The sequence below is a fragment of the Enterobacter sp. BIGb0383 genome, assembly GCF_003751845.1.
Classification (GTDB): Bacteria; Pseudomonadota; Gammaproteobacteria; order Enterobacterales; family Enterobacteriaceae; genus BIGb0383.
Genome location: NZ_RJKQ01000003.1, coordinates 94,073 through 112,296, shown reverse-complemented (window position 1 = coordinate 112,296; position 18,224 = coordinate 94,073). Strand labels below are relative to the sequence as shown.

Annotated in this window: 15 protein-coding genes and 2 tRNA genes; 2 read left to right on the top strand and 15 right to left on the bottom strand. The window is 54.0% G+C overall.

Annotated elements, in window-relative coordinates:
• Positions 1-48: 48 nt before the first annotated feature.
• From nlpI to EDF81_RS16085, 9 genes are all read right to left on the bottom strand, one after another.
• A complete protein-coding gene (gene nlpI, locus EDF81_RS16125) occupies positions 49-933 on the bottom strand; it encodes a lipoprotein NlpI (RefSeq protein ID WP_123349175.1) in 885 nt (294 codons plus the stop codon).
• Between the two features lie 109 nt (positions 934-1,042).
• Positions 1,043-3,178 carry a polyribonucleotide nucleotidyltransferase gene (gene pnp, locus EDF81_RS16120; protein ID WP_123349174.1) on the bottom strand — a complete coding sequence of 712 codons (2,136 nt, stop codon included), beginning with the start codon at positions 3,176-3,178 and terminating at the stop codon, positions 1,043-1,045.
• Positions 3,179-3,531: 353 nt separating this feature from the next.
• The gene (gene rpsO / locus EDF81_RS16115; RefSeq protein ID WP_123349173.1) at positions 3,532-3,801 is read right to left on the bottom strand and encodes a 30S ribosomal protein S15; all 270 of its coding nucleotides are present in this window, start codon (positions 3,799-3,801) and stop codon (positions 3,532-3,534) included.
• Between the two features lie 149 nt (positions 3,802-3,950).
• Positions 3,951-4,895: a tRNA pseudouridine(55) synthase TruB gene (gene truB / locus EDF81_RS16110; protein ID WP_123349172.1), complete on the bottom strand. Its 945-nt coding sequence runs from the start codon at positions 4,893-4,895 to the stop codon at positions 3,951-3,953.
• Entirely contained in the window at positions 4,895-5,296 is a 402-nt protein-coding gene (gene rbfA, locus EDF81_RS16105; protein WP_123349171.1) for a 30S ribosome-binding factor RbfA, read from the bottom strand. The genes truB and rbfA overlap by 1 nt, the downstream gene beginning before the upstream one ends.
• A gap of 110 nt (positions 5,297-5,406) precedes the next feature.
• Entirely contained in the window at positions 5,407-8,130 is a 2,724-nt protein-coding gene (gene infB / locus EDF81_RS16100; RefSeq protein WP_123349170.1) for a translation initiation factor IF-2, read from the bottom strand.
• A gap of 24 nt (positions 8,131-8,154) precedes the next feature.
• On the bottom strand, positions 8,155-9,657 hold the full coding sequence (nusA, locus tag EDF81_RS16095) for a transcription termination factor NusA (RefSeq protein ID WP_123349169.1): 1,503 nt from the start codon (positions 9,655-9,657) through the stop codon (positions 8,155-8,157).
• Between the two features lie 27 nt (positions 9,658-9,684).
• Positions 9,685-10,137 (bottom strand): ribosome maturation factor RimP, encoded by a 453-nt coding sequence (gene rimP / locus EDF81_RS16090; RefSeq protein ID WP_148049939.1) that lies wholly within the window; start codon positions 10,135-10,137, stop codon positions 9,685-9,687.
• 207 nt (positions 10,138-10,344) lie between these two features.
• Positions 10,345-10,421: transfer RNA gene (locus tag EDF81_RS16085), tRNA-Met, on the bottom strand.
• 286 nt (positions 10,422-10,707) lie between these two features.
• Between EDF81_RS16085 and argG the strand changes: the two genes are divergently transcribed.
• Positions 10,708-12,051: an argininosuccinate synthase gene (argG, locus tag EDF81_RS16080; protein WP_123349167.1), complete on the top strand. Its 1,344-nt coding sequence runs from the start codon at positions 10,708-10,710 to the stop codon at positions 12,049-12,051.
• A 114-nt stretch (positions 12,052-12,165) separates the two neighbouring features.
• Here argG and EDF81_RS16075 read toward each other — a convergent pair.
• From EDF81_RS16075 to rlmE, 6 genes are all read right to left on the bottom strand, one after another.
• Positions 12,166-12,252: transfer RNA gene (locus EDF81_RS16075), tRNA-Leu, on the bottom strand.
• Between the two features lie 8 nt (positions 12,253-12,260).
• A complete protein-coding gene (secG, locus tag EDF81_RS16070; protein WP_123349166.1) occupies positions 12,261-12,593 on the bottom strand; it encodes a preprotein translocase subunit SecG in 333 nt (110 codons plus the stop codon).
• Between the two features lie 225 nt (positions 12,594-12,818).
• A complete protein-coding gene (glmM, locus tag EDF81_RS16065) occupies positions 12,819-14,156 on the bottom strand; it encodes a phosphoglucosamine mutase (protein WP_123349165.1) in 1,338 nt (445 codons plus the stop codon).
• Entirely contained in the window at positions 14,149-14,997 is an 849-nt protein-coding gene (gene folP, locus EDF81_RS16060; RefSeq protein WP_123349164.1) for a dihydropteroate synthase, read from the bottom strand. Before folP ends, glmM begins: the two co-directional genes overlap by 8 nt.
• A 96-nt stretch (positions 14,998-15,093) precedes the next feature.
• Positions 15,094-17,028: an ATP-dependent zinc metalloprotease FtsH gene (gene ftsH, locus EDF81_RS16055; RefSeq protein ID WP_123349163.1), complete on the bottom strand. Its 1,935-nt coding sequence runs from the start codon at positions 17,026-17,028 to the stop codon at positions 15,094-15,096.
• Between the two features lie 98 nt (positions 17,029-17,126).
• Positions 17,127-17,756 (bottom strand): 23S rRNA (uridine(2552)-2'-O)-methyltransferase RlmE, encoded by a 630-nt coding sequence (rlmE, locus tag EDF81_RS16050; protein ID WP_123349162.1) that lies wholly within the window; start codon positions 17,754-17,756, stop codon positions 17,127-17,129.
• Between the two features lie 123 nt (positions 17,757-17,879).
• Here rlmE and yhbY point away from each other — a divergent pair, with 123 nt between their 5' ends.
• A complete protein-coding gene (gene yhbY, locus EDF81_RS16045) occupies positions 17,880-18,173 on the top strand; it encodes a ribosome assembly RNA-binding protein YhbY (protein ID WP_123349534.1) in 294 nt (97 codons plus the stop codon).
• Positions 18,174-18,224: the final 51 nt, after the last annotated feature.

Genomic DNA, 18,224 nt, shown 5'->3' with positions numbered 1-18,224 from the left:
TAAAAGGTGATGGCAATCAAAAGATTACGGGCTGAATATGTTCGTCAGCTATTGCTGGTCCGATTCTGCCAGGTTATCAGATTCCTGGCCCAAGAGCGCTAATTCCAACAATGCATAACGGTGCTCAACGAAGTTGTGTACGTTGTTAGCAACCGCTAGTTTGAACAGTGCCGTAGCGCTGTCCTTGTCCCCCAGACTTAGGTAGTACTTACCTAAATAGAAGTTGGTTTCACTGAGATGCTCAGCGAGCGAGGTGTTATCCGTTGCGTCCGCCTTGAGGCGATCCATTAACGTTGCTTCGCTAATGTTGCCCAGGTAGAACTCGACAATGTTCCATCCCCATTGCTCTCTATCCGATTTCTCGAAGCGCTGTTGTAGTGCTTCTTTGGCCTGCTTCTCATCGAGCTTACGCTCAACAACGTAAAGCCACAGGCTACGGAAAGGATCGTTGGGATCGTCTTGATAAAACGCCAGCAGATCATCTTGCGCTAACTTGTCACGACCGCCGTAATGCAGGGCGATACCGCGATTCAAGTGCGCGTAGTTGTAAGTTGGATCAAGCTCAAGTACAGAATCAAACGCTTCATAGGCAGCATCAAAATTGCCTGCCTGCGTTAAATAAATGCCTAAGTAATTGAATACTTCAGGCATATCTGGTCGGATAGCCAGCGCTTGTGAAAAATCATTCCGCGCCAGTGCCCTCAGACCGAGACTATCATACAACACTCCGCGCTCATATAAAAGCTGTGCGCGTTCATCATCGGTTAAAGCCCGACTGGCAAGTATTTGTTCCATACGCGCCAGAATCACTTCCTGCTGTAAAGTCGGTTGCAGTGGCACCGCGAGGACTTCACTCTTACGCCAGGCAGAGTTGCTGCATCCTGCCAGCGTGAGTGCTGTCGCCACGAAACACCAGCGCAAAAAAGGCTTCATTTCCCACTCCCGAAGACAACAATTGGATGAACGTCCTGTCCCCCGGCTGCTAACAAGGCATCCAGCCTGAATAGCCCCTCCGCCGAAACGGCGGAGGGAAAAAACAATCTTACTCGCCCTGCTCAGCGACCGGCGTTTCTGCCGCTTCGCCAGACTGGGTCTGTTCCATTGCTTCTTTGATACTCAGACGAACGCGGCCCTGGCGGTCAACTTCCAGAACTTTAACCGGAACTTCCTGACCCATCTGCAGGTAATCGGTCACTTTCTCTACGCGCTTGTCGGCGATCTGAGAAATGTGTACCAGACCTTCTTTACCGCCACCGATGGCAACGAATGCGCCAAAGTCAACGATACGGGTCACTTTACCATTGTAGATACGGCCCACTTCGATTTCCGCGGTGATCTCTTCGATACGACGGATAGCGAATTTCGCTTTTTCACCGTCGGTCGCAGCGATTTTCACGGTACCGTCATCTTCGATTTCGATGGTGGTGCCGGTCTCTTCGGTCAGCGCACGGATCACAGAACCGCCCTTACCGATAACGTCTTTAATTTTGTCCGGGCTGATCTTAATGGTGTGGATACGCGGTGCGAACTGAGAGATATCGCCACGCGGCGCGTTGATCGCCTGTTCCATCACGCCCAGGATGTGCAGACGCGCACCTTTAGCCTGGTTCAGTGCAACCTGCATGATCTCTTTGGTGATACCTTCAATTTTGATATCCATCTGCAGCGCAGAGATACCGTCGCGGGAACCCGCCACTTTGAAGTCCATATCGCCCAGGTGGTCTTCGTCGCCCAGGATGTCGGACAGAACAACGAAGTTCTCGCCTTCTTTCACCAGACCCATTGCGATACCTGCAACGGCAGCTTTAACCGGAACGCCCGCGTCCATCAATGCCAGAGATGCACCACATACGGATGCCATGGAGGAAGAACCGTTAGATTCGGTGATTTCAGAAACCACACGAACGGTGTACGGGAACTCTTCAGCCGTCGGCATCACTGCCAGCACGCCGCGTTTCGCCAGACGACCGTGACCAATTTCACGACGCTTCGGTGAACCGACCATACCAGTTTCCCCTACGGAGTACGGAGGGAAGTTGTAGTGGAACAGGAAGGAGTCAGTACGCTCACCCATCAGCTCATCGATGTTCTGCGCATCACGAGCGGTACCCAGGGTTGCGGTAACCAGCGCCTGAGTTTCACCACGAGTGAACAGTGAGGAACCGTGGGTACGCGGCAGCACGCCAGTACGCACGTCCAGACCACGGATCATGTCTTTTTCGCGACCATCGATACGCGGCTCACCGGCCAGTACGCGGCTACGAACAACGTTTTTCTCAATCGCGTGCAGGATGTCGCCCAGTTCGTTGGCATCCAGCGCTTCGTCTTCAGCCAGCAGCGCAGCAACGGCTTCAGATTTGATCAGGCCAACCTGAGTGTAACGCTCCTGCTTGTCGGTGATGCGGTAAGCATCGCTCAGACGGGATTCAGCCAGTGCAGCAACGCGCGCGTTCAGCGCTTCGTCAACCACTTCAGGCTGCCATTCCCAGCGCGGTTTACCCGCTTCTTTCACCAGGTCGTTGATGTTCTGGATAACGATCTGCTGCTGCTCGTGGCCAAAGACCACCGCGCCCAGCATCTGGTCTTCGCTCAGCAGTTCAGCTTCGGATTCAACCATCAGCACGGCGCCTTCGGTACCGGCAACCACCAGATCCAGCTTACTGGTTTTCAGCTCGTCCTGGGTCGGGTTCAGCACGTACTGGTCGTTGATGTAACCTACGCGAGCACAGCCGATCGGGCCGTTGAACGGAATGCCGGACAGAGACAGGGCTGCGGAAGCACCGATCATCGCCACAACATCCGGGTTAACCTGCGGGTTAACGGAAACAACGGTCGCGATAACCTGAACTTCGTTAACAAAACCTTCCGGGAACAGCGGGCGAATCGGGCGGTCAATCAGACGCGCGGTCAGGGTTTCGCCTTCGCTCGGACGGCCTTCACGACGGAAGAAACCACCCGGGATTTTACCGGCAGCGTAGGTACGCTCCTGGTAGTTAACGGTCAGCGGGAAGAAATCCTGGCCCGGCTTCGCTTTTTTCTGACCAACAACGGTAACGAATACCGCAGTGTCATCCATGCTAACCATAACGGCTGCCGTCGCCTGACGTGCCATCATGCCGGTTTCCAGCGTTACGGTGTGTTGACCGTACTGGAATTTACGAATGATCGGATTAAGCAAAATGATACCCTTTTTGAATAAATAACAGCACACCTGCGGCGTGCTGAGGTTTGAACCCGATCTTCTTCGCATCCTCGCGACTAATGACAACCTTAACCCACCCTATGTGGATAAAGCCTCTCATTAGCCGCGCGAACCTCTGCAAGGAAGATCATTCGTAGCAACAATACATCATACTCGTCATACTTCAAGGTGTCGCAATGATACGAACCCGCCCTGAACGCTTTAGAGTATAACCCCGTTATCTTGCAAAATGCCGCTGCGCGAAATATTCAGGATAACGCGAAGGTGTATCGCCACATCTGGTGGAAAAAAGGGGCCATAAAGGCCCCTCTTTCTGAAACTCGTCGGACTTAGCGACGCAGACCCAGACGCTCGATCAGCTGAGTGTAACGTGCAACGTCTTTACGTTTCAGGTAGTCGAGCAGTTTACGACGCTGAGAAACCATACGCAGCAGACCACGACGGCTGTGGTGATCTTTTTTGTGCTCAGAGAAGTGACCCTGAAGATGGTTAATCTGTGCGGTCAGCAGTGCAACCTGAACTTCGGTAGAACCGCTGTCGTTAGTACCACGACCGAACTCGGAAACGATTTTAGCTTTAGCTTCAACGCTTAGAGACATTTTCAACTCCAAAAATAAAAGAATGACAGGATGCCGATCTCTAATTCAGCAATCCTCGTTTTTTAACCCCCGCCTGCCGTAAACGACAGCGCTGGCGTTAAGCGGCTATATTCTACTCGTAGCCGCTTGTTATCGCAAGACAGGCGCAATCAGACCGGGTATTCAACCACCAGACGACGCGGCGCAACGCGGCCTTCATCGTCGATTTCACCCATGCCGATAAATGCCGCCTCTTCACCTTCCGTCACGCGCACCAGACCCTGCTGAGGTGCCTGTGCGGCACGTACCGGCTGACCCTGCTTGAAATACGCCGCCGTGACTGTCGGAATGTTGACGATCGGGAAATCCGACGCCGGACTGTCCATCGGCATTAAGAGCGGATCCAGTAAGTCTGCTGCCGGAATCCCCTGCTGTTCAGCCTGCTCAACCAGCGCAATCAGCTGCTCCAGCGTCACCATCCGCTCAACCGGATAACGGCTTACCGCCAGCCGACGCAGATAGATGACGTGGGCACCACAGCCCAGCTTTTCACCCAGATCGTCGATGATGGTACGGATATAGGTGCCTTTTGAGCAGTGGATTTCCAGCTCCAGTTCATCACCTTCATGGCGAATAAACAGCAGCTCGTAAACCGTAATCGGGCGCGCCTCGCGAGGCACCTCAATGCCCTGTCGGGCATATTCATACAGTTTTTTACCCTGATACTTGAGGGCCGAATACATCGACGGCACCTGCTGCGTCTCACCGCGGAAGCCATCAAGCGCCGCAGCCAGTTCCTGGGCGCTAAACGCAACCGGACGCTCTTCTACCACCTGGCCATCGGCATCCGAGGTATCGGTACGCTGGCCCAGGCGGGCAATCACGCGGTAGCGTTTGTCAGAGTCCAGCAGGTACTGGGAAAACTTGGTGGCTTCGCCGAGGCAGACCGGCAGCATACCGGTCGCCAGCGGATCCAGCGCGCCGGTATGACCCGCACGGTTGGCGTTATACAGACGTTTGACTTTCTGCAGCACGTCATTGCTCGACACGCCCTGCTGTTTGTCCAGCAGCAGCACGCCGTGCACGTCGCGACCGCGACGACGAGGACGACTCATCAGTCCTCCTTGCTGTCATCCGGGTTCACACGACGATCATCGTCATGCTTCACCACGCTGGTCACCAGGTTGGACATGCGCATCCCTTCCACCAGCGAGTTATCGTAGAAGAAGGTCAGTTCCGGCACGATACGCAGGCGCATTGCCTTGCCCAGCAGCGTACGGATAAAACCGGACGCATCCTGCAGAGCTTTGATGCCCGCTTTCACGGAGGCTTCGTCTTTGTCGTTAAGGAAGGTAACGAACACTTTCGCATAGGCCAGATCGCGGGAAATTTCGACAGCGGACACGGTGGTCATCATCCCCAGACGCGGATCTTTAATCTCACGCTGCAGGATGATGGCGATCTCTTTTTGCAGCTCCTGAGAAACGCGCTGCGAGCGACCAAATTCTTTCGCCATAATAGATTCTCCAGATAAAGACAAAAAAGGGGCCAAAAGCCCCTTTTAAAATTTTATGCCGGGTGGCGCTTCGCTTACCCGGCTGACAAAATGCTAATACCCTATGGGGATTAGTCGATACTGCGCTGGATTTCGATGATCTCGAACACTTCGATCATATCGCCGGTGCGCACGTCGTTGTAGTTCTTAACGCCGATACCACATTCCATGCCGTTACGGACTTCGTTAACGTCATCTTTGAAGCGGCGCAGAGATTCCAGCTCGCCTTCATAGATAACCACGTTGTCACGCAGGACGCGGATTGGGTTGTGGCGTTTAACCACACCTTCGGTAACCATACAGCCTGCGATGGCACCAAATTTCGGTGATTTGAACACGTCACGGACTTCAGCCAGACCAACGATCTGCTGTTTCAGTTCCGGAGACAGCATGCCGCTCATCGCTGCTTTCACTTCGTCGATCAGATTATAGATGACGGAGTAGTAACGCAGATCCAGGCTTTCAGATTCGATTACGCGACGCGCAGAGGCATCAGCACGCACGTTGAAGCCAACCAGAATCGCGTTGGACGCTGCAGCCAGCGTGGCGTCGGTTTCGGTGATCCCACCTACGCCGGAACCGATGATCTTCACTTTCACTTCGTCGGTAGACAGCTTCAGCAGTGAATCGGAGATCGCTTCCACGGAGCCCTGTACGTCGGCTTTCAGCACCACGTTCACTTCGTGAACTTCGCCTTCGGTCATGTTGGCAAACATGTTTTCCAGCTTGGATTTCTGCTGACGCGCCAGTTTGACTTCGCGGAATTTGCCCTGACGATACAGTGCCACTTCACGCGCTTTCTTCTCGTCACGCACGACGGTCACTTCATCACCCGCAGCCGGAACGCCGGACATACCGAGGATTTCCACCGGAATGGACGGACCCGCTTCGGTCACTTCGCGACCCAGTTCGTCACGCATCGCACGCACGCGGCCGTATTCGAAGCCACAGAGAACGATATCGCCTTTGTTCAGCGTACCTTCACGAACCAGAACGGAGGCTACCGGACCACGACCTTTATCCAGGAAGGATTCGATAACCACACCGCTGGCCATGCCCTGACGAACCGCTTTCAGTTCAAGGACTTCAGCCTGCAGCAGGATAGCGTTCAGCAGGTCATCGATACCGGTACCGACTTTCGCAGAAACCGGGATGAACTGCGCTTCGCCGCCCCACTCTTCCGGCATAACGCCGTACTGAGAGAGTTCGTTCTTAACGCGATCCATATCCGCTTCAGGCTTATCGATCTTGTTCACTGCAACCACCAGCGGAACCTGCGCCGCTTTCGCGTGCTGGATAGCTTCGATGGTCTGCGGCATCACGCCGTCGTCTGCAGCAACAACCAGAACAACGATATCCGTTGCCTGCGCACCACGAGCACGCATTGAGGTAAATGCGGCGTGGCCCGGGGTATCGAGGAAGGTCACCATACCGTTGTCGGTCTGAACGTGGTAAGCACCGATATGCTGAGTAATGCCGCCCGCTTCGCCGGAGGCGACTTTGGTGGAGCGGATGTAGTCCAGCAGAGAGGTTTTACCGTGGTCAACGTGACCCATGATGGTCACAACCGGTGCACGTGACTCAGCCTGAGTCTCGGTGCCAGTATCACGGTCGCTCATCAGCGCTTCTTCCAGCTCGTTCTCACGACGCAGGATCACTTTGTGGCCCATCTCTTCGGCAACCAGCTGTGCGGTTTCCTGGTCGATGACCTGGTTAATGGTGGCCATAGCGCCCAGTTTCATCATCGCTTTGATGACCTGAGAACCTTTCACCGCCATTTTGTTTGCCAGCTCGGCAACGGTGACCGTTTCGCCAATGATGACGTCACGGTTAACGGCCTGTGCCGGGCGCTGGAAGCTCTGCTGCAGTGCAGAACCTTTACGCTGCTTACCGCCTTTACCGCCGCGAACAGCCGCACGGGCTTCTTCACGATCGGCTTTAGATTCAGCGTGCTTGTTACCCTTTTTCGGACGCGGTGCTTTGGTCGCTGTGCGAGTACGTCCACGGCCGCCTTCAACTTCACGGTCGTTTTCGTCTTCAGCCTGGCGGGCATGCTGGGAAGTGGTGACGTGATAATCGCTCTTATCCTCTTCACCCTTCGCTTTTTCTTGCTCAGCCCAAACGCCTGCGTTTTCCTCAGCCATACGACGCGCTTCTTCTGCTACGCGGCGTGCCTCTTCTTCCAGTTTGCGACGTGCCTCTTCTTCCGCTTTGCGCTTAAGTTCCTGCGCTTCTGATTCACGGCGGGCCTTCTCGGCCTGGGCAGTCCTGGTTACTTCGTCAGTATGTTGATTGCTCAATTTGCTATTTTCCGCAGCTTCGCGTTTCGCTGTATCAGCGGTTTCGCGTTTCGCTTTTTCTTCAGCATCGCGTTTTGCCTTCTCTTCGGCATCACGTTTTGCTTTTGCTTCGGCTTCACGTTTAGCAATTTCCTCTGCTTCACGACGGGCCTTCTCTTCCGCTTCACGCTGCGCTTCTTCCGCTGCAAGGCGTTCTGCCTCTTGCGGATCGCGTTTTACAAAGGTGCGATTTTTGCGGACTTCTATCTGTACCGATTTACTTTTCCCACCGGTACCCTGAATGCTTAAGGTGCTGCGCGTTTTGCGCTGCAGCGTCAGCTTGTCAGGCGCGGAACCGTGCTCACGGTTCAGATGCGCTAACAGCGTCTGTTTTTCCTGCGCGGTCACAGAGTCTTCAGCGGACTTGTGGATCCCTGCATCAGCAAATTGCTGTACCAGGCGGTCCACAGAGGTCTGAATCTCTGCTGCCAGCGTTTTTACAGTTACATCAGTCATGCTGTTCCTTCCTGCTACAGTTTATTACGCTTCGTCGCCGAACCAGCAGATATTACGCGCTGCCATGATGAGCTCACCGGCTTTTTCGTCGGTCATGTCTTCAATATCGCTCAGATCATCAACGCCCTGCTCGGCAAGGTCTTCCAGCGTACAAACACCACGGGCGGCCAGTTTGAAGGCCATCGCACGGTCCAGACCTTCCAGGTTCAACAAATCGTCAGCCGGTTTGTTGTCACCCAGACTCTCTTCTTTCGCCAGTGCCATCGTGGTCAGTGCGTTTTTCGCACGTTCACGGAGCGCTTCAACGGTGGCCTCATCAAGGTCATCAATCGCCAGCAGCTCTTTCATCGGCACATAGGCCAGCTCTTCCAGCGAGGAGAAACCTTCTTCGACCAGCATCGTGGCGAAATCTTCGTCGATATCAAGATATCGGGTGAAGGTATCAATCGCAGCATGCGCTTCCGCCTGATGCTTCGCCTGCAGGTCGTCAACGGTCATCACGTTGAGTTCCCAGCCGCTCAGCTGAGCAGCCAGACGCACGTTCTGACCGTTACGGCCGATCGCCTGCGCCAGGTTACCGGCTTCAACTGCGATATCCATGGTGTGCTTGTCTTCGTCAACCACGATGGAAGCAACATCCGCCGGAGCCATCGCGTTAATCACGAACTGCGCCGGGTTGTCGTCCCACAGGATGATGTCGATACGCTCGCCGCCCAGCTCGGTAGAGACCGCCTGAACGCGTGCGCCGCGCATGCCTACACAGGCACCCACCGGATCGATACGCTTATCGTTGGTTTTCACCGCGATCTTGGCGCGAGAACCCGGATCGCGGGCTGCGGCTTTGATCTCGATAACTTCTTCACCGATTTCCGGCACTTCAATGCGGAACAGCTCAATCAGCATTTCCGGCTTGGAACGGGTGACGAACAGCTGCGCGCCACGCGCTTCCGGACGAACTGCGTACAGCACACCGCGAATACGGTCGCCTGGGCGGAAGTTTTCACGCGGCAGCATATCTTCGCGCAGAATAACCGCTTCAGCGTTGCCCGCCATCCCTTCTGATTTCACTTCCAGAGCGATGTTGTCACGGTTCACTTTCTTCACGACGCCGGTGACGATTTCACCTTCCTGGTCGCGGAACTGATCGACCACCAGGGCGCGTTCAGCTTCGCGTACTTTCTGTACGATAACCTGTTTTGCCGTCTGGGTAGTAATACGGTCGAAGGTGACAGATTCAATCTGATCTTCAACGTACTCGCCAGGGTTCAGGCTTTCGTCTTCATAACGTGCCGCTTCGAGCGTAATTTCTTTGGTCGGCTGAGTCACTTCTTCAACAATAACCCAACGACGGAAAGTATCGAAGTCGCCGCTTCTGCGATCAATTTCTACGCGAACGTCGATCTCTTGTTCATATTTTTTCTTGGTCGCCGTAGCCAGCGCGCTTTCCAGCGCTTCGAAAATTTTCTCACGCGGGAGTGATTTTTCGTTGGAAACGGCTTCAACAACAGCCAAAATTTCTTTGTTCATCGGGGCCTTTCACCTCAATCCAGACTGTTAAAAGTGGGGAACCAGATTCGCCTTCTGGATATTACTCAGCGCGAACACTTCATCTTTGCCTTCAACTGTAACGGTAATCATCTCACCGTCCACCACTTTGATAATGCCCTGCCATTTGCGGCGGTTCTGAACCGCCATGCGCAGTACCACCGACACTTCTTCACCGAGGAACCGCTGATAGTGCTCTGCGGTAAACATCGGACGGTCGAGACCTGGCGAGGACACTTCCAGGTTGTACGCAACAGTGATCGGGTCTTCTACATCCAGGACAGAACTGACCTGGTGGCTCACCTCAGCGCAATCATCAACGTTGATGCCATTCTCACTATCAATATAGATGCGCAGTGTGGATGATCGACCGCGGACAAATTCAATGCCGACCAGCTCAAAACCGATAGCTTCAACGGGTGCCGTCAGCATCTCTGTTAATTTTTGCTCTAATGTGGACAAACCCACCCCCAAGACATAAAAAAAGGGCGTAAAGCCCAGTTATTCTGTAGTCAGATAACAAAAAACCCCGATAAATCGGGGCTTTATATAACTGAACCCTATAACCGCAAATGCGGTCTGGAGAACCTTCCGAAAGAATTTTTTCAAATCCAGCAGCGAAGGCTTAGCGTCTTCACAGTATATTTGAAAAAGAACTTTTTGGGAAAGTGGTTGCGGGGGCCGGATTTGAACCGACGACCTTCGGGTTATGAGCCCGACGAGCTACCAGGCTGCTCCACCCCGCGCCTGAAACGTGGCATATTCTACTCATTTTGAGTAAAAAGTGCAAATACTGCTGAGATTTGGTACCGAAGACGGGACGTAAAACCAGCGCTGATTATATTGGTTAAGCAGGTGTGCTGTCAATGCTGGCGCACCGCTTCCCGGGAGGGATTTTTTGACAAAAAAATCACTAAGCACTTCCGGTCTCAGATAAAAGATGATTAAATGAAAACTCACTTTTTGTGCATAAAAATGCATTGAGACCAGAACAAACGTTCTCAACATAGTCTAGCTGGCAGGGTTTTATTTATGACGACGATTCTCAAACATCTTCCTACAGGTCAACGTATTGGTATCGCTTTCTCCGGCGGTCTGGACACCAGCGCCGCACTACTGTGGATGCGTCAAAAAGGAGCCGTACCTTATGCGTATACGGCGAACCTCGGCCAGCCAGATGAAGATGACTATGATGCAATTCCGCGTCGGGCCATGGAGTACGGTGCTGAAAATGCGCGCCTGGTTGACTGCCGTAAACAGCTGGTTGCGGAAGGTATCGCTGCTATTCAGTGCGGGGCTTTCCATAACACCACCGGCGGCCTGACCTATTTCAATACTACGCCGCTGGGCCGTGCCGTAACTGGCACCATGCTGGTAGCCGCCATGAAAGAAGACGGCGTCAATATCTGGGGCGATGGCAGCACCTATAAAGGCAACGATATCGAGCGTTTTTATCGCTACGGTCTGCTGACCAACGCCGAGCTGCAGATTTACAAACCCTGGCTCGATACCGACTTTATCGACGAGCTGGGCGGCCGCCACGAAATGTCCGAATTTATGATCACCTGCGGCTTCGACTACAAAATGTCCGTCGAGAAAGCCTACTCCACCGACTCCAATATGCTCGGTGCAACGCATGAAGCAAAAGATCTCGAATTCCTCAACTCCAGCCTGAAGATAGTTAACCCGATCATGGGCGTTAAGTTCTGGGATGAAAGCGTCAAAATCCCGGCGGAAGAAGTGACTATCCGCTTCGACCGCGGTCACCCGGTTGCCCTGAACGGTAAAACCTTCCAGGACGATGTGGAGCTGATGATGGAAGCCAACCGCATCGGCGGCCGTCACGGTCTGGGAATGAGCGATCAGATTGAAAACCGTATTATCGAAGCGAAAAGCCGTGGTATCTACGAAGCCCCGGGGATGGCACTGCTGCATATCGCCTACGAGCGTCTGCTGACCGGTATCCATAACGAAGACACTATTGAGCAGTACCATGCCCACGGTCGTCAGCTGGGTCGTCTGCTTTACCAGGGTCGCTGGTTCGATTCCCAGGCACTGATGCTGCGTGACGCTCTGCAGCGTTGGGTTGCCAGCGCCATCACCGGCGAAGTGACTCTGGAACTGCGTCGCGGTAACGACTACTCCATCCTGAATACCGTGTCCGACAACCTGACCTATAAGGCAGAGCGTCTGACCATGGAGAAAGGTGAGTCGGTCTTCTCACCGGACGACCGTATCGGCCAGCTGACCATGCGTAACCTGGACATTACCGATACCCGCGAAAAACTGTTTGGCTATGCCCAGGCAGGGCTGCTGTCTTCGTCCACCGTTGACGGCCTGCCGCAGGTTGAGAATCTGGAAAACAAAGATAAGTAACGCCATTGAAATATAAAAAGGCGCCGCAAGGCGTCTTTTTTGTGGATGCTATCTGGCTGGCAGGATCGCCAGACGAAAAAAAAGACGCTTTTCAGCGTCTTTTTTCTGGAATATTGGTACCGAGGATGGGACTCGAACCCACAAGCCCGTTAGGGCACTACCACCTCAAGGTAGCGTGTCTACCAATTCCACCACCTCGGTACAGAGTCTTACTGCGGGATATCGCTGGTCGGCTTAGCCGGTGCAGCTGGCTGAGTCTGCTCGGATTGCGCCGGTGCAGTCAGGTTTTCCCACTCGCTTCCGCTACTGGTCTTGTTGCTGTTAATGTTCCCAAGAACAAGGCTGATAATGAAAAACAGCGTGGCCAGCACGGCTGTCATACGGGTCATAAAGTTGCCTGAACCGCTTGAACCAAACAGCGTGGCGGATGAGCCTGCGCCGAAGGAGGCTCCCATATCAGCGCCTTTACCTTGCTGCAGCATGATAAGACCGACAAGGCCAATCGCTACAATAAGGAAGATAACTAAAAGAGCTTCGTACATAATCAACCTGTTCCTTGCGGGATAACCGCATACCAATAGCTTCAATCAATAAAGCGGAAAACAAGTGTTTCCCACTGAAGCGGGTGTGAATACTAACCAAAGCGAATGGGCTTCGCAAGGGCAATTTCCATGCATTGTATCAAGTGCGGAAAAAAACAGCAAAAGCGTGGTATTTATTAAAAACAAAGGCGGCAACAGCCGCCTTTTTAGACACTTAACGGACTTTTAAACCGCTTTTACCGCATCGGCAATACGGTGGGCGAAGGCGGTCACCTGCGCTTCCTCTTCACCTTCCACCATTACGCGAATCAGAGGCTCGGTACCGGACTTACGCAGCAGAACGCGCCCGCGATTGCCCAGCGCCGCTTCGACCTCTGCAGTTGCCTGTTTCACCGACTCATGCTCAAGCGGATCGCCGCTGCCTGCGGTAAAGCGTACGTTAACGAGGATCTGCGGGAACATTTTCATGCCGCTGCACAGATCGTGCAGGCTCATATGGTTACGCACCATCGCCGCCACGATCTGCAGACCCGCCACAATACCGTCTCCGGTAGTGGTTTTATCCAGCAGGATCACGTGGCCGGAGTTTTCTGCCCCGATGCGCCAGCCTTTTTCCTGCATTTTTTCCAGCACGTAGCGGTCGCCCACTTTCGCACGGGTAAAAGGAATCCCCAGCTGTTTCAGCGCCAGCTCAAGGCCCATATTGCTCATCAGCGTGCCGACGGCGCCGCCGCGCAGCTGGCCCTGACGCAGGGCTTCCCGGGCAATGATATACATGATCTGGTCGCCGTCGACTTTATTGCCTTCGTGATCGACCATAATGACGCGGTCACCGTCGCCGTCAAAGGCGATGCCCAGGTCAGCTTTTTCTGCCTGTACACGCTGCTGAAGCGCAGCCACATCGGTCGCGCCGCACTTCTCATTGATGTTCACCCCATCCGGCTCACAGCCCATGGTGATGACTTTCGCGCCCAGCTCGCGGAACACGCTTGGCGCAATGTGATAGGTTGCGCCATTGGCACAGTCGACGACGATTTTCAGCTCGTTAAGGCTGAGCTCGTTGGGGAAGGTCGCCTTACAGAACTCAATATAGCGGCCTGCGGCATCGACAATGCGGCTGGCTTTGCCCAGCTCAGCGGAATCCACGCAGGTCAGCTCTTTTTCCATCTCGGCTTCAATCGCCTCTTCCACGCTGTCCGGCAGTTTCGTGCCGTCGATGGAGAAGAATTTGATGCCGTTATCGTAAAACGGGTTATGCGAGGCAGAAATCACAATGCCCGCTTCCGCACGGAAGGTCCGGGTCAGGTAGGCCACGGCCGGCGTTGGCATCGGGCCGGTAAAGGAGGCAGAAAGCCCGGCCGCTGCCAGACCCGCTTCCAGCGCAGACTCCAGCATATAGCCAGAAATACGCGTGTCTTTACCAATAATGATTTTGCGGGAACCATGACGTGCCAGCACCTTTCCTGCCGCCCAGCCTAACTTGAGCACAAAATCCGGCGTGATCGGCGAGTCACCCACGCGACCACGGATCCCATCGGTGCCGAAATATTTACGATTACTCATAGCGTTTCTTTTCCTTCGCTGACAGTGTGGCTTCCACCACACGCATGGCTTCAACCGTTTCTTTCACATCATGGACGCGAATCATCTGCGCGCCCTGCATCGCGGCAATGACCGCGCAGGCCAGACTGCCGCTCAGGCGTTCTGACGGGCCGACGTTCAGCAACTGGCCTACCATTGATTTGCGGGACATCCCCACCAGCAGCGGCAAGTTGAAGTGGTGCAGCTCGGACAGACGCGCAAGCAGCGCATAATTGTGGCTCAGATTCTTACCGAAACCGAATCCCGGGTCGAGCAACAATTTCTCTTTTGCGATTCCCGCCGCTTCACAGCGCGCAATGTGCTCAATAAAGAAGCGATTAACATCGGCAAAGACATCATCATAGTGCGGCGCTTCCTGCATTGTTTTCGGCTGGCCCTGCATATGCATCAGGCAGACGGGCAGGCCGGTTTCCGCCGCAGCTTCCAGCGCGCCGGGCTCCGTCAGGGAACGAATGTCGTTAATGATATGCGCCCCAACGCGGGCCGATTCGCGGATCACTTCGGGCTTAGAGGTATCCACCGAAATCCACACCTCAAAACGCTGAGCAATCGCCTCAACAACCGGGATCACACGCGCCAGCTCCTCTTCAACGCTCACGTCGGCCGCACCGGGGCGCGTGGACTCACCGCCGATATCAATGATGGTCGCGCCGGCGTTAATCATCAGATTGGCGTGCCTGACCGCCTCCACCAGCGTGTTATGCGTACCGCCATCGGAGAACGAATCCGGCGTCACGTTAAGGATCCCCATTACGTGCGGATGCGAAAGATCGAGAACCGAGTCCTGAGCGAAGAGTTTCAAAGCGTCATCTCTTTTTATTAGGGTTTCACAAGAAGAAAAACCCCGGAGCAGGCTCCGGGGTTTCAGGTAAAGCGGATAGCATCAACAGCGGACGTCTTACTTGTCGCCTGACTGTTCTGACAGCGTATCGCCCGGATTCGACGAACGCGGTTCAACAGCCGGACGCGGAGCCTGAGGCGTACCGCCATTGTCCGAGTTGTTGTTACCGGTCGGCTCTTCCCATCCTGCTGGCGGGCGAACTTCACGGCGCGCCATTAGATCGGCGATCTGCGGAGAATCAATGGTTTCATACTTCATCAGCGCATCTTTCATGGCGTGAAGGATGTCCATATTGTCTTCGAGGATCTGGCGGGCACGCGAGTAGTTCGTATCAATCAGTTTTTTAACTTCCTGATCGATAATACGCGCCGTCTCATCGGACATATGCTTCGCTTTTGCCATCGAACGGCCGAGGAATACCTCACCCTCTTCTTCAGCATACAGCAGCGGCCCCAGTTTTTCGGAGAAGCCCCACTGCGTCACCATGTTACGAGCAACGGTGGTTGCCATCTGAATATCAGAAGACGCACCGGTCGAGACATAATCCACGCCGTAGATGATCTCTTCAGCCAGACGACCACCGTAAGCAACAGAAATACGGCTTTCGAGTTTCTGGCGGCTGACGCTGATTTCATCCCCAACCGGCAGGAAGAACGCGACGCCTAAAGCCCGGCCACGCGGAATAATCGTCACTTTGTGCACCGGGTCATAGCCCGGCACCAGCGTACCGACAATCGCATGTCCCGCTTCGTGATACGCCGTGGATTCTTTCTGCGCTTCCGTCATCACCATGGAGCGACGTTCCGCACCCATCATGATTTTGTCTTTCGCTTTCTCGAATTCCACCATCGATACCACGCGTTTGTTACCGCGGGCAGCAAACAGGGCAGCTTCGTTCACCAGGTTGGCAAGATCCGCACCGGAGAAACCAGGCGTACCGCGAGCGATCACCGCAGGCTCCATATCCGGTGCCAGCGGCACACGACGCATATGGACTTTCAGAATCTGCTCACGACCGCGCACGTCCGGCAGGCCCACAACAACCTGGCGGTCGAAGCGACCTGGACGCAGCAGCGCAGGGTCAAGCACGTCCGGACGGTTAGTCGCGGCGATAACGATGATACCTTCGTTACCTTCGAAGCCGTCCATCTCAACCAGCATCTGGTTCAGGGTCTGCTCACGCTCATCGTGACCGCCGCCCAGGCCTGCACCACGCTGGCGGCCCACGGCGTCGATTTCATCGATAAAGATGATGCACGGTGCCGCTTTCTTGGCCTGTTCGAACATGTCACGCACACGAGATGCACCGACACCCACGAACATTTCAACGAAGTCAGAACCGGAAATTGTAAAGAACGGCACCTTCGCTTCACCGGCAATAGCTTTTGCCAGCAGCGTTTTACCGGTACCCGGAGGGCCGACCATCAGAATGCCTTTCGGGATCTTACCGCCCAGTTTCTGGAAACGGCTTGGCTCACGGAGGTATTCAACCAGCTCACCGACTTCTTCTTTCGCTTCGTCACAACCGGCAACGTCAGCAAAAGTGGTTTTGATCTGGTCTTCCGTCAGCATACGCGCTTTGCTTTTACCGAACGACATGGCGCCTTTGCCACCGCCGCCCTGCATCTGACGCATAAAGAAGATCCAGACGCCGATCAGCAACAGCATCGGGAACCAGGAGATGAAGATCGAGGCCAGCAGGCTCGGTTCTTCCGGCGGCTCACCGACCACCTTGACGTTTTTAGTCAGAAGGTTATCAAGCAGCTTCGGATCGTTCACCGGGATGTAGGTCGTGTAACGGTTACTATCTTTCTTGGTAACGTTGATCTCACGTCCGTTGATACGCGCTTCGCGAACCTGGTCCTGGTTGACCTCCTGCAGGAAGGTAGAATAATCCACCTTGCGGCCACTCGATTCGCTGGGCCCAAAGCTCTGGAATACTGACATCAGCACAACGGCAATGACCAGCCAGAGTATTAGGTTTTTCGCCATGTCACTCAAGGGATGAACCTCTTATTACAACTGTGTTAAAAACAGCGTCAGGATACTTGATAACCCGCTTCATTCAAAACAGCCCTGAACGTCGCTGGCTATGGTTTTCGCCCGGTCGCTACAATATACACTTCGCGTGAACGTGCACGCGAAGAGTCCGGCTTACGAACTTTCACCTTCGTAAACAGGGAGCGAATTTCCGTCAGATACTCGTCGAAACCTTCGCCCTGGAACACCTTCACTAAAAAACTACCGCCTGGCGCCAGTACATCGCGGCACATTCCGAGCGCCAGCTCTACCAGATACATGGAGCGGGGAATATCCACCGCCGGTGTGCCGCTCATGTTCGGTGCCATATCAGACATGACAACCTGTACTTTACTGTCACCTACGCGCTCAAGTAACGCCTTCAGGACTAATTCATCACGAAAATCGCCCTGAAGGAAGTCGACTCCAACGATGGGATCCATCGGTAAAAGATCGCAGGCGATGATACGACCACTGCCGCCGATCTGCGTTACCGCATACTGTGACCAGCCGCCGGGTGCAGCACCGAGGTCGACAACCGTCATCCCCGGCTTAAAAAGCTTGTCACCCTGTTGTATCTCATCAAGTTTAAACCAGGCGCGGGAACGTAACCCCTTTTTCTGCGCCTGCTGAACATATTTATCGCTAAAGTGTTCATGAAGCCAGCGGCTTGAGCTGGCAGAACGCTTTTTACCTGTCATTTAACATTCCATCCTGGTTCACCGTATACGTTAGCATGAAATTTCCACGCAGCAATTTGGCGATATTAGGGAGATGGCGGTAGAATGAACCGTTTTCAATCCCAACGTAAGCAAAAATATACGATGAATCTGAGTACTAAACAAAAACAGCACCTGAAAGGTCTGGCCCATCCGCTCAAGCCGGTCGTTATGCTTGGCAATAATGGTTTGACCGAAGGGGTACTGGCCGAGATAGAGCAAGCGTTAAAGCACCATGAGCTTATCAAGGTGAAGATCGCCACTGAAGATCGCGAAACCAAAACCTTGATCGTGGACGCTATCGTGCGTGAAACCGGTGCCTGCAATGTTCAGGTCATCGGTAAAACGCTGGTGCTTTATCGCCCCACTGAAGAGCGTAAAATCTCGCTACCACGTTAAGGATATCCTGAATCAGACACAATTTCTGTGTAAAACGAGGGGTTTCCATCG